At 37.8% G+C, this 13,247-nt stretch carries 14 protein-coding genes; all 14 read right to left on the reverse strand.

The features are described 5' to 3' along the window. Positions 1–71: 71 nt before the first annotated feature. On the reverse strand, positions 72–662 hold the full coding sequence (gene dpaB, locus SPK86_RS07335; RefSeq protein ID WP_284140002.1) for a dipicolinate synthase subunit B: 591 nt from the start codon (positions 660–662) through the stop codon (positions 72–74). Beyond that, positions 659–1,546, reverse strand: coding sequence for a dipicolinic acid synthetase subunit A (gene dpaA / locus SPK86_RS07340; protein WP_284140001.1), 888 nt, complete (start codon positions 1,544–1,546; stop codon positions 659–661). The genes dpaB and dpaA overlap by 4 nt, the downstream gene beginning before the upstream one ends. Before the next feature lie 138 nt (positions 1,547–1,684). Next, positions 1,685–1,918 carry a YlmC/YmxH family sporulation protein gene (locus SPK86_RS07345; RefSeq protein ID WP_284140000.1) on the reverse strand — a complete coding sequence of 78 codons (234 nt, stop codon included), beginning with the start codon at positions 1,916–1,918 and terminating at the stop codon, positions 1,685–1,687. A gap of 71 nt (positions 1,919–1,989) precedes the next feature. Then, positions 1,990–3,213 carry a M16 family metallopeptidase gene (locus SPK86_RS07350; RefSeq protein WP_284139999.1) on the reverse strand — a complete coding sequence of 408 codons (1,224 nt, stop codon included), beginning with the start codon at positions 3,211–3,213 and terminating at the stop codon, positions 1,990–1,992. Between the two features lie 46 nt (positions 3,214–3,259). Further along, the gene (locus tag SPK86_RS07355) at positions 3,260–4,210 is read right to left on the reverse strand and encodes a polysaccharide deacetylase family protein (protein WP_284139998.1); all 951 of its coding nucleotides are present in this window, start codon (positions 4,208–4,210) and stop codon (positions 3,260–3,262) included. Between the two features lie 787 nt (positions 4,211–4,997). After that, positions 4,998–7,097: a polyribonucleotide nucleotidyltransferase gene (pnp, locus tag SPK86_RS07360; protein WP_284139997.1), complete on the reverse strand. Its 2,100-nt coding sequence runs from the start codon at positions 7,095–7,097 to the stop codon at positions 4,998–5,000. A gap of 357 nt (positions 7,098–7,454) precedes the next feature. Continuing rightward, positions 7,455–7,724: a 30S ribosomal protein S15 gene (gene rpsO, locus SPK86_RS07365; RefSeq protein WP_284139996.1), complete on the reverse strand. Its 270-nt coding sequence runs from the start codon at positions 7,722–7,724 to the stop codon at positions 7,455–7,457. Positions 7,725–7,882: 158 nt separating this feature from the next. Continuing rightward, a complete protein-coding gene (locus tag SPK86_RS07370) occupies positions 7,883–8,836 on the reverse strand; it encodes a bifunctional riboflavin kinase/FAD synthetase (RefSeq protein ID WP_330949009.1) in 954 nt (317 codons plus the stop codon). A gap of 20 nt (positions 8,837–8,856) precedes the next feature. Then, positions 8,857–9,747, reverse strand: a complete 891-nt coding sequence (gene truB, locus SPK86_RS07375) for a tRNA pseudouridine(55) synthase TruB (protein ID WP_330949010.1) — start codon at positions 9,745–9,747, stop codon at positions 8,857–8,859. Positions 9,748–9,842: 95 nt separating this feature from the next. After that, entirely contained in the window at positions 9,843–10,184 is a 342-nt protein-coding gene (gene rbfA / locus SPK86_RS07380; protein WP_284139993.1) for a 30S ribosome-binding factor RbfA, read from the reverse strand. A gap of 27 nt (positions 10,185–10,211) precedes the next feature. Next, a complete protein-coding gene (locus SPK86_RS07385) occupies positions 10,212–10,490 on the reverse strand; it encodes a DUF503 domain-containing protein (protein ID WP_284139992.1) in 279 nt (92 codons plus the stop codon). Next, the gene (gene infB / locus SPK86_RS07390) at positions 10,487–12,646 is read right to left on the reverse strand and encodes a translation initiation factor IF-2 (RefSeq protein ID WP_330949011.1); all 2,160 of its coding nucleotides are present in this window, start codon (positions 12,644–12,646) and stop codon (positions 10,487–10,489) included. Before infB ends, SPK86_RS07385 begins: the two co-directional genes overlap by 4 nt. Before the next feature lie 16 nt (positions 12,647–12,662). Further along, positions 12,663–12,968 (reverse strand): L7Ae/L30e/S12e/Gadd45 family ribosomal protein, encoded by a 306-nt coding sequence (locus tag SPK86_RS07395; RefSeq protein WP_284139990.1) that lies wholly within the window; start codon positions 12,966–12,968, stop codon positions 12,663–12,665. Continuing rightward, positions 12,965–13,237, reverse strand: a complete 273-nt coding sequence (gene rnpM / locus SPK86_RS07400) for an RNase P modulator RnpM (RefSeq protein WP_284139989.1) — start codon at positions 13,235–13,237, stop codon at positions 12,965–12,967. Before rnpM ends, SPK86_RS07395 begins: the two co-directional genes overlap by 4 nt. Positions 13,238–13,247: the final 10 nt, after the last annotated feature.

The following is a 13,247-nucleotide window of genomic DNA, read 5'->3' on the forward strand; positions in this document are numbered from 1 at the left end:
TTAAGCTACTCCCTTCACCTTACAATCATCTATGAGTTATCAACTATCTTTTATATTTTATCATACTACCTTTATTCCTTAAATGGAACAATAACAGGTTGCAGCTGTTTATAATTTATCGCAGCATCAATAGTTTCAGGAAGAAGTTCCATTTTAGCAACAAGTGAATTGGGCTTTTTTATTGGATCATCCTGTCCGAATGGTATCATATAAATGAATTTACTCGCCATTAGTCGCATTAAATTAACGCCATTTAAACCAAGTGCATCGTTCGTTGATATTCCGAGAACAACTGGCTTTTGATTTCTCATCGTTGCTTTAGCTGCCATTAAAGGAGGAGAATCCGTTAATGCATTAGCAAGCTTACTCATCGAATTGCCAGTTAAAGGCGCTAGAACCATGCAATCTAGTGGATTTTTCGGTCCCAAAGGTTCTGCATCGGGCATCGTCGCAATCACGTTTTTACCTGTTATTGCTTCTATCTTTTCGATATGATCTTCTGCCTTCCCAAACTTTGTATCAACGGTTCTTACAGTGTAAGAAACAATCGGTACGACCTCAGCCTTTAATTCCATTAGTCGTTCGAGCTGTGGAAAAACAGCATCATACGTACAATGAGATCCAGTTAAACCAAATCCAACCCGTTTGCCTTCTAAATTCATGGGGTAATCTCCTTTCTTCCATTCAAAATTTGAATAATAACATCGGCTAAAATTTTACCCGCTGTTTTTGGTGCAACAACTCCAGGTAAACTTCGAGCCAAAATAGCTTTAATACCACGCTGTTTAGCAAAATCAAAATCCGTTCCACCTGGTTTTGAAGCTAAATCAAATATTAAAGCATGGGACGGAAGCTGTTGAATTGCCTCTTTTGTTATGACCGGTGCGGGAATAGTATTGATTAATAAATCGCATTGCTCTGTATAATCAGGTAGGTTGTTTAACGGAATTGCCTGTAAACCCATTTCTGTAATTCTCGCTAAATCCTTTATACTACTTGCAGCTACGGATACCTTCGCACCTAAGGCTGAAAATTTATTAGCTACGGTATTGCCAACTCTGCCAAAGCCAGCAACAATAATACGAGAGGAATGGATTGTATAGTCTGTATGTTCAATAGCCATCATGATCGTTCCTTCAGCTGTAGGAATCGAATTATAAATTGCAACATCATCTCGATCCAATAATGGAATAAGTGTTGCTTTTGCATTCGCCATCATGCTATCTAAATATTGATTCGTAATTCCTGTAAAAACAACCGTCCCATAAGGCAGTCTTTCAAACCATTCTCGCCGTACATATATCTTTTGATCAGAAAAAACTGCTTCTACTTCTCCGGCTTTTTTCGTTCCCGTAATAGGTAAAATAACGACATCGAGCTTTTCTGGCTCTAAGTCATCAAAGTCCATTTTTTTCGTTCCCGTAAATCCTTGTTCTAATTTGTCATATCCAACAATGATTGTCGTAACATCGCCAAGCCCATGCAATTGACGAATCAACTCCAAGTACCTCGCATCTCCACCGATAACAGCTATTGTCTGATTCATTCGATAGAACACCCTCCAAGCAACATTCTTTTTATCATCTTACTATTTAAAAGCTTTTTCCTTATAGCTTATGATGTTTACGTTAGAGAGTGATTACATATCAAAAAAAACTGGTATCCTACTCGGGATACCAGTTTACTATTCCATCTCGATCATGATCATGTCTTCACCAATTTTTTTTATGGATCGCCAATTAATTTTAATTTCTTCTCCTTCTTTTTTGAGTCCAAACCACTTATAATTCGGAATAATAAGTGACTTTATTTGTCCAGTTTCCTCATCTATTTCTAAATCTGTTTGCCCAAGAATTCCTAATCGTGATCCATGATATACATTAACGATTTCTTTCCCACTAATATCTCTATACCGCATCGATATCCTCCTAACTAGCATCGTTAATCTATATATATGTAGCAATGAAAAAACCTATGTATATACATAGGTTAATTTTGCTTATTCGGTGCAATGATTGCAATAGAAGGGCTTTTCTCAAATACAGTTGAGAGTACACGTTGGACAGACTCCAATGTTACCGCATCTATTTCAGCAAGCATTTCGTCCATAGAACGATGTCGCTGAAGTAATAATTCATTTTTACCGTTACGACTCATTCGACTGCTGGTGCTTTCTAATCCAAGCATAAAGCCGCCTTTTAATTGTTCCTTACTATTTTTTAGTTCTTTCTCGGTCAAGCCTTCTTTTACAAAGCTTGCGATCGTTTGGTCGATTGTTTCTCGTAATAAAGGAAGCTGTTCCTTCCCTGTTCCAGCATATATTGTCAAGAGTCCATTATCTAAGAACGAAGAATGGTATGAGAAGACGGAATAAGCAAGCCCTTGCTTTTCGCGAACCTCTTGAAACAACCTTGAACTCATACTTCCACCCAAGACATTATTCATCACTGTTAAACTATAAATATCTTGATCAGAAACAGAAAAGCCTTCATACCCAATACATACATGCGCTTGCTCTGTTTCCTTATGTCTTTCGATTTGGTTGTTTATGAATGCGGGCTTAGTCAATCGTTCACTGTTACTATTTCTTGTAAACGTACCAAAATAAGCTGCTACTTTTGAAATAAATGACGTATCAACATTACCAGCTATGGATACAACGACATTGTCTGGCGTGTATTGCGCATCAATATACTGTCTTAACGTTTCTGGTGTAAACGTGGCCAATTGTTTTTCTGTGCCTAAGATTGGGAGTCCTAGTGCATGGTCTCCATATGATGCACGAGCTAACAAGTCGTGTACTAGATCGTCTGGTGTATCCTCATACATTTTAATTTCTTCATAAACTACCTTTTTTTCTCGCTCCATTTCAGATTCGTCAAACGTCGAATTGAAAAACATGTCAGCAAGAATATCTAGTGCTTCTTCTTTATGTGTATCTAAAACCTTCGCATAAAAGCATGTATATTCCTTTGATGTAAAGGCATTTACTTGACCACCAATGGCATCAAAAGCTTCTGCGATATCCTTTGCAGTTCTACTACTCGTTCCCTTAAAAAACATATGCTCAATAAAATGTGAAATACCATTTAGTGCTTCGTTTTCATTCCGTGAACCAGTTAAAACCCATATGCCAATCGTTACAGACCGAACTGAGGGGATTGTTTCTAACACTACTCGAAGTCCGTTATTACATGTATGTTTTTGTATCAAAAAAATTTCCTCCTATATACCTTCTATATATCGCGATATTATTCTATTACCTATCCTCGCTTAATAGCTTGTCAACGGTACTGATTTTATACCCTTTTTTCTTAATCTCTTGGATCATTTGATCTATGCCCTTTTCTACAGACGCAGTAGGATGCATTAAAATCATTGCTCCTGGATGCACTTTATCCATTACTCGATTCATCATAACAGAAACAGATGGATTCTTCCAATCAATCGTATCCACTGTCCACAGTATTGTTTCCATTTTTAAATTATGTGCAACTTCTACAACCGAATCGGAAAAGCTACCACTTGGAGGAGCGAACCATTTCGGTGTTTTACCGATAATTGCTTCTAAAATCTCATTTGTTTGATTGATTTGTTCTAGAATTGCCTGATTTGAAATCCTAGCCATGTCCGGATGATTATAAGCATGATTTCCAATTAAATGGCCTTCATCATCGATCATCTTTACAAAATCTGCATTTTCCTTTGCCCATTTTCCTTCAATAAAAAAGGTTGCCTTCACATTATTTTTCTTTAATTGACTTAGTATACCTGGAACATACTCCGTTCCCCACGAAACATTAATTAAAAATGCTACCATCTTCTTTTCTGGATGCCCTCGGTAAATCGGGGCTGCCGGCAAATCCTGCAAGGATACTTTCGGCGATAGTTGATCATAAACAAGAAGTTTTTCTGAGAACATGCCTTTTTTCTTCATGTTTTGATAGGATTTCGAAATATTCACCTGAAGGCCATTTCTCCCTGGCGTTTTTTTCCAAACTTTATCAATATATGCATCCTGTGGTGCTTTATTATACGTTTCAGCCTTTGCTTGAATTTCTTTATACAATGGTGCTTCTTTTTTTACAACCTGCATTGTGTTTAAAGATTGATCAAAGGATGCTGTAAAGGGATTATAATCCTCACTATATGCTGTAAAAAACAATATGGCAAACACAATTAGAGTTATTAAACCACGGAAACGTCTCATGACAACCCCCTCCTCAATGGAAGTATATGAGAGAAAAGGACAAGATATGTTCTGCATAGGAAAAGTGCATTAAAAAAGGTTCTCTGGCAAATGTGGTGGTGTGATTTTGACTCCACCATCTCTTTTACTGGATGTATATTATAACTAATACTTGTGCCTAAACCGCAGTGTATATGCTTGCATGGTCTCAGCTAATTCGGTAAAGGAAATCACTTTACCAAGTAAGTCTTCAGACGCGTGCTAGTCCTATAGGACAAGGAACGCTACTGCAGCGACACATCGCACGCAGAAAAAGTAAACGGTAAAAATGAACCACGCATTAAAATCTATTTTACCTGCATCGGTGCAATCGAAGTACAACCTATACTGATGCAACCTCCATCAGCGGAAGAACCCTACGAAGACTCCTGCAGTAAAAGTAACAACCGAAAATCCTTATTGCGACACGACAGTGGAGCAATAATAGTTGAGGTGGCGCCTGCGGAAAGCGAAGTAGGTTTCTGTAGCGAGATTGTAAGCACGTTTCAAACAGAAAAAGGCATAGCCGCAACCATTTACGACTATGCCAATTTTTAATAACAGTTGAATCACTACTCCCAAAAGTTAGTTTCACTCTAACTTTTCTTACTACCAGTCAAGTGGTTGGTGTATCGAATGCGTGTATTTTTTTTTTGCTTCTATTGAATCCCTGATAGAAAAGAGGCACTATCATATTTAGCATAGAGCCATAAAAAACAAAAAGAAACTGGTATTCCAGCTTCTTCTACTCTAAATCAATTTAGATTGCTTATTTACCTTCATTTTGTTCCTTTAGGACAGCTTTACGTGAGAGATTTACTCGGCCTTGGTGGTCTACTTCCTTTACCTTAACCATTATTTCATCCCCAAGCTTTACAACGTCCTCCACCTTATTCGTTCTTTCCTCTGCAAGCTCGGAAATATGAACAAGTCCGTCTTTTCCTTTAAACAATTCTACGAATGCACCAAATTTTTCTATCCGTTTTACTTTTCCTAAATAAATTTGGCCAACTTCAACTTCTCGTACAAGATCTTCAATGATTTTTTTCGCTTTTTCATTCATGTCCGTATCTGTAGAGGAGATGAATATTCCACCATCTTGCTCGATGTCAATTTTAACGCCAGTTTCATCAATAATTTTATTAATTTGTTTTCCACTTGGTCCAATAACATCACGGATTTTATCAGGATTGATATGCATCGTTAATATTTTTGGAGCATATTGAGAAAGCTCTACTTTTGGCTCTTTAATTGTTGCAAGCATGGATTCTAATATTTGCATGCGTCCTACTTTAGCTTGTGTTAGTGCTTCTGTTAATATCTCTCTTGATAATCCATCAATTTTAATGTCCATCTGGAGTGCTGTTACACCGTTAGCAGTACCAGCAACTTTAAAGTCCATATCTCCTAAAGCATCTTCCATTCCTTGAATATCAGTAAGTATCGTATAATCGTCTCCTGATTTCACAAGTCCCATCGCAATCCCAGCGACTGGTGCTTTAATCGGAACACCTGCATCCATCATTGCTAATGTGCTTGCACAAATACTTGCTTGAGATGTTGAGCCATTAGATTCAAGTACTTCTGATACAAGACGTATCGTATAAGGGAAATCTTTGTCAGATGGTACTACTTTCTCTAGTGCTCTTTCTCCTAAAGCACCATGACCGATTTCGCGACGACCCGGTCCTCGGATTGGTCCAGTTTCACCAACACTATATTGTGGGAAATTATAATGATGCATAAATCGTTTTGATTCCTCTAAATCTAAGCCATCTAATATTTGCACATCTCCTAGTGCACCTAGCGTACAAATGCTCAATGCCTGTGTTTGACCACGCGTAAACAAACCTGAACCATGTGTTCTTGGGAGCACACTGATTCTAGAAGATAGTGGACGAATTTCATCTGGTTTACGCCCATCTGGACGAACCTTTTCTTTTGTAATGAGGCGACGCACTTCTTCTTTTACAATGCGGTCTAACACTGCTTTTACTTGCTTGATTGTTGCTTCTTCTTCCGCTTCATAAGCTGCTAATACCTCTTCTTTTACCGTATTAATAGCAGCTTCTCTAGCATGCTTTTCTTTTACTTGAATCGCAGTAATTAATTTATCTTTTGCCGCAGCATCAATTTGATCTGATAAAGCTTGCTCTACATCAAACAGCTTAACTTCCATTTTTTCTTGTCCAACCGCTTGAATAATCTCTTCTTGGAAAGCTACGAGACGCTTGATTTCTTCATGTCCAAACATAATTGCTTCTAACATGATTTCTTCTGGCACTTCATCTGCACCAGCCTCAACCATATTTATTGCATCCTTTGTTCCTGCCACAGTTAGATCAATATCACTTTGCTCTTCTTGTTCGATGGAAGGATTAATAATAAACTCTCCATTTACTCTTCCTACATGAACCCCAGCAATCGGTTCTGAGAAAGGAATGTCAGAAATGCTCAATGCGATGGAAGAACCAATCATTGCAGCGATTTCGCTAGAACAATCTTGATCAACACTCATTACCGTACTAATTACTTGTACTTCATTACGGAATCCGTCGGGGAATAAAGGACGAATTGGTCTATCGATTAAGCGTGATGCTAAAATCGCTTTTTCGCTTGGTCGCCCTTCTCGCTTAATAAATCCACCAGGGATTTTTCCTACTGCATAAAGTCGTTCTTCATAGTTCACCGTTAATGGAAAAAACGGTAAATCCTTCGGTTCCTTTGAAGCTGTTGCAGCAGCTAGCACTGCTGTATCGCCATAATGGACCATACATGCACCGTTTGCTTGTTTTGCTAGTTCTCCAATTTCTACATTAAATTTTTTTCCGGCGATTTCTGTGGAAAAAACTTTTTTTCCTTCTGCCATAAATAGTTGAACTCCTTTCAAAAAACATTCTAAATTCTATTTTATAGTTTCCTTTGTTACATGTAAATTTTATGTATGTGAATCAGTGTGAAGCATTTTGATTATCATAACTTTTAGCTCTCGTACGAAAAAACAGTTCCTCTATCGTAAACTGTCCGTCAATTACAGTATTCCTACATCAATCATAATCCATTCTCAACATTGCATGGAAGACACATAGCAAGAAGAAAGTAGAAACCCGGAGCTTGACGAGGACTTTTGATGAGATCATAAGCAAATGCCTTCACTGTGTTCGCACCACAATCATTTCTTTCAATTGTAAAAAAAAGCAGGATTTCTCCTGCTTTTTCCATCATTTTATCGACGTAAACCAAGTCGTTTAATTAGTTCGCGGTAACGAGTAACATCTTTATTACGTAGATAAGTTAACAAGTTACGACGTTTACCAACCATCTTCATTAAACCACGGCGTGAATGGTGGTCTTTTTTATGAACACGCAGATGCTCATTAAGTGTTGTGATTTCTTCCGTTAGTACAGCAATTTGTACTTCTGGAGAACCAGTGTCGTTTTCATGAACCTTGTATTCATTGATGATTTCATTCTTACGTTCCTTCGTGATAGCCATATGGCTCACCTCCTAGTAATTTTTCATATCCCCAGTTCCCTAGCAAACGCCGGAGTTGCAATTTGCCAAGCAAACGGTTTTACGTTCTTAAGATTACATGTTTTTCATTAAAATTGCAAGTACAAAGAATAGATTTCGTGATATTTTTATTTCCTTTGCTATACACGATGGGGAAGCTCTGAAAAATAGTTGCGAATTACGGCTTCATCATTTTTCATTTGCTTGATTAACCCATCAACTGTCGTGAATTTCTGTTCATCTCGAATAAAACGGAACCATTGTAATTGTAATTCTTCTCCATACAAATCATTATTATAATCGAATATATAAACTTCTAAAGATAAGGAATCTCGATTCTCTGTAAATGTTGGATTCGTACCGAGACTGGCCATTCCCTCATAGCTTTCATTCTTATAGCTGACTTTTACTGCGTAAATTCCCGGCTTAGGCAACAAAGCCGCATCATTTACTTTTAAATTTGCTGTTGGAAAGCCTAATGTTCGACCCCGTTTCTCTCCATCAACAACCATTCCATATAAAGAAAGAGGTCTGCCAAGTAATTGCGCAGTTTTTTCCATATCTCCTGCTGCAAGGAAGCTTCGAATACGAGTGGAGCTTATTTTCTCCTTATCCATTTCAACCTTTGTGATCGTAGAATAGGTAAAATGATTATCTGCATATTCCTTCATATCTCCCATTGTACCTTGTCCTCGATGTCCATATGTAAAATCAAATCCAGCAACAAGATGCTTAATATGCAGTCCGATAATAAAATGATCAATAAACGCTTTTGGTGATAAAGAAGAAAGTTCCTTGTTAAAGGTAATAATATAGAAACGATCCACACCAAGGCGCTGTAAAATCTCTTGTTTTTCACGGAGTGGTGTAATATATTTTACATCTTCTCGTCCTGCTTTCAAAACAACAGATGGATGTGGAAAAAAAGATATGACAGCACTCTCCATCTCTCGCTTCTTTGCTTCATCGACAGCTGCTTCGATAACCTGTTGATGCCCAAGATGAACACCATCAAAAAAACCAATTGCTGCAACTGTTTTTGGTAATGCCTCTAGGTTTAATGTATGCGGATACGTTAATTCAATTGTTCGCAATTTCTTCACCTACACTTTATCTATCCGTTAAACACACGTACAGGCTTTATCTGATCGGGTTTCTCCGGATGGTTTTGATAGATTGCCAATAATGTTTCATCATATATGACAGCAAACGGGTCAGTGTTTAATGCCTTTTCTGGCGTGGTTAGCTTTTGTCCATTCTGCACTTTTTGCTTTGTTTCAAAATCCACATATAGCTTATCTAAATGCTGAATACCTTTTAGAATTGGCTGCAATAAATCTTGTTCAATACCTAAACTTACTGCTTCTTCTATCTGAGAAAATGTCACGGTATTCTCTTTAGAAAATGCTCCTGTTTCCATTCTTACTAAGTCGTGCATATGGGCTGGATAACCAAGCTCGCCTCCAATATCAACACAAAGTGTACGTATATAGGTCCCCTTTGAACAAATCACCTCGATTTTAATCGAGCTTGGGGCTTTATAATTGATCAGCTTTATGTCATAAATGATGACTTCTCTCACTGGACGTTCTACTTGAATATTTTGTCGAGCATATTCATACAGTTTTTTTCCGTTTACCTTTACCGCAGAATACATTGGTGGGACTTGTTTAATTCTACCCATAAATGATTGTAGCACATTTTCAATATCCTGTTTAGAAGGTGGATTAATAATTGGCTTATTTTCGATTATTTCTCCATGGGCATCCTCTGTTTCCGTCGCAGTACCAAGTTGTATTTCAGCGATGTATCTTTTTTTTGTATCCGTTAAAAATGGAACAATTTTTGTCGCTTGCCCAATACATATCGGTAATACACCTTCTACCTCGGGGTCTAAAGTGCCCGTATGACCTACTTTTCTCGTCCGTAATAACCTTCTTATTTTCATGACACAATCATGGGATGTCATGCCTCTTGGCTTCCAAAGTGGTAAAATACCATCCATTGATTTTCCTCCAATGCTATCTAAAGCCGCTCCATATGGAAAAATCCGACTCACAATAAAGGTGAGTCAGATTTATGCTAGCTAATTTTCAATTACTAGTTATTTAAGTCGCGTAAAATCGACTCAATATGATTACCATATTCAAGTGCTTCATCAAATTCAAAGGTTAGCTCAGGTGTTTTGCGCAACCGAATTCGTTTTCCAATTTCTGAACGAATAAACCCTTTTGCTTTTGCAAGACCTAATAACGTATCGTGCTTTTGCTTTTCATCACCTAATACGGAAATGAAAATTTTTGCCTGTTGCAAATCACCTGTTACCTCAACATCCGTAACAGTTACGAAGCCTACTCGAGGATCCTTGATTTTTCGACCAAGAATTTCCCCAAGCTCCTTTTTCATTTGCTCTGCAATTCGATTGGCTCGTATATTACTCATTAAATTCACCTCATTGTAAGAAAGCCACTATAAGCGTGCAATATTGGTAATCGTACGTTCCATTTCAGCGTATGAATCAATGACGCGCAGTACATCATGTATTACTTTCTCAGCATGAACATAATCATTGGATATCGTTACGATGCCAAGCTTTGTTCGTTGCCAAAGGTCGTGGTAATCCAACTCTGTAACAGATACATTAAAATCTTTACGGATTTTATTGATCAAACGTTTTAAAACAGAGCGCTTTTGCTTTAACGAATTTCCTTCATACATGATGCACTCAACCTCTAAAAAGAGAATCATTGTCGTTCGATTTCCTCCATTACAAACGCTTCAATAACGTCGCCTTCTTTAATATCATTGAAATTTTTGATTGTGATTCCACATTCATAGTTTTGCGCTACTTCTTTCACATCATCCTTAAAACGCCTTAAAGCATCGATTTCTCCCTCAAACAAAACGACTCCGTCTCGAATAAGGCGTACTCCCGCATCACGTGTGATTTTTCCATCAGTAACATAGCTTCCAGCAATTGTACCAATTTTAGATACTTTGAACGTTTCGCGGACTTCTGCTTGACCTATTACTTTTTCAGCATATTCTGGATCAAGCATTCCTTTCATTGCTGCCTCAATTTCCTCAATCGCTTTATAAATAACACGATGAAGACGAACATCAACATTTTCTGATTCAGCAGCTTTTTTCGCATTCACATCAGGTCGTACATTAAAACCAATTACAATCGCATTTGAAGCAGAAGCTAAAATAATGTCGGATTCCGTAATCGCTCCTACGCCTGTATGAATAATTTTTATATTAACGCCTTCAACATCTATTTTTTGCAAGGATGAAGCAAGTGCTTCAGCAGATCCTTGAACATCTGCTTTAATAATGATATTAATTTCCTTCATTTCTCCCTGCTTAATTTGTTCAAATAAATCATCCAAGCTAACTTTTGTTTGTTCGCTACGATTTTCTTGGATTTGCTTTTGTTGACGAGCTTCTCCAACTTGACGCGCTTTTTTCTCATCTTCAAAAACGAGGAAGCGATCCCCTGCTTGTGGAACATCATTTAATCCAGTAATTTCAACAGGTGTTGATGGTCCCGCTTCTTTCACGCGCTTACCAATATCATTCACCATTGCGCGCACACGGCCATACGTACTACCAACAACGATGGAATCTCCAACCTTTAACGTTCCATTTTGAACGAGTAAAGTAGCAACAGAGCCTCTTCCTTTATCAAGCTGTGCTTCAATTACTGTTCCAAGTGCGCTTCTGTTTTCATTTGCCTTCAATTCCTCTACTTCAGAAACAAGTAAAATCATTTCTAACAAATCGTCAATACCTTCGCGTTTAATAGCAGATAAATTAACAAAGATTGTACTGCCGCCCCAATCCTCTGGAATGAGCTGATGCTCTGTTAACTCTTGCATCACACGATCTGGATTTGCTGTTTCTTTATCCATTTTATTTACAGCGACAATGATCGGTACCTCTGCCGCTTTTGCGTGATTAATCGCTTCAACTGTCTGAGGCATAACACCATCATCAGCAGCCACAACAAGTATCGCGATATCCGTGATTTGAGCTCCACGTGAACGCATACTTGTAAAAGCAGCGTGACCTGGTGTATCTAAGAAAGTAATTTTTTTACCTTCTCTTTCAATTTGATATGCGCCAATATGCTGGGTGATTCCGCCTGCTTCTCCTTCAGTTACCTTCGTATGACGAATGGCATCAAGCAAGGTTGTTTTTCCATGGTCAACGTGACCCATTATCGTTACGATTGCAGGACGTTCTTTTAGTTGATCTTCATCGTCTTCAACGATATATTTATCAAGATCTGTATCCTCTAGGATAATCTCTTTTTTAGCTTCCACTTCAAACTCTGCACAAATTAATTCAATGGCATCATCATCTAGGTCTTGATTTTTAGTCGCCATCACGCCGAGAAACATCAATTTTTTAATAATTTCTGAAGCGTCCTTGTTCAGCTTTTCTGCAAGCTCGCTTACGGTAAGGGTACCGTGATATACAATTTCCTTCGGTGTTTCTTTTACTACCGGCTGCTTCGTTGAAACGTTATTTCCCTTATTCCCTTTATTACCTCGTTGTTTATGCTTTCGATTATCATTTTGTCTATTGCCCTGATGCTGTGGTTTTTGCTTTCCTTTATTTGCTTTGTCTGTTCGTGGCTGTGTTCCTTGATTTTTAGGTTTTCCTTCTTGCTTGGATCCTTTTTGCCCACTCGTTTTTGCAGATTCAGAATCCTTCTTTTCACTCGCTTTTTTCTTATCTGCTTGCTTAAATTTATTATCTAATTTTGTAATCACATCAGGTGTAATGGTTGACATGTGGTTCGTAACCTCAAAGTTGATTTCATTTAAAAAATTAATAACATCCTTACTTGCGATATTGTTTTGTTTTGCATATTCATATATACGCATTTTACTCATACGTTCACCCCCGAATTTAATTGCCGAGTAACGAAATTAATTTGTTTGCAAATCCTGTATCTAAAATTGCAATTGCTACTCTTTGTGATTTGCCAATCGCATCAGATAGTGCATGTCTATCTTCCTCTACGATTAAACAAGGTATATGATAAGTTTGACATTTATCTGTCAGCTTCTTCTTCGTTTGTGGTCCGATATCGTTTGCCAGCAATACGAGTTTTGCTCGTTTTTTTTGGATATCCTTAACAATTTGTTCTTCCCCAAGGGAACATTTCCCTGCACGAAGCGCTAAACCTAACAAATTCAAATAGTTCGTTTTCATACGTTTTTACCAACAAGGCTTCGTAAATCATCATAGATAGTTGGAGAAATATCGGCCTCTAAATGACGCGCAAGTATTTTCGTTTTTTCCGCTTCTTCAATAACCGCTAGCTCATTCGAAATATATGCTCCTCGTCCGTTTTTCTTCCCGGTAGGATCAACAAATACTTCTCCGTCCTTTGTACGAACGATTCGAATCAATTCCTTCTTTGGTCTCATTTCATTGGTTACTACACATTTTCGTAATGGAACTTTTCGCTTCTGGACCAATTAAATCCCT

Origin of the sequence: Virgibacillus sp. MG-45 (genome assembly GCF_036409425.1) — a bacterium.
Classification (GTDB): domain Bacteria; phylum Bacillota; class Bacilli; order Bacillales; family Amphibacillaceae; genus LDC-1.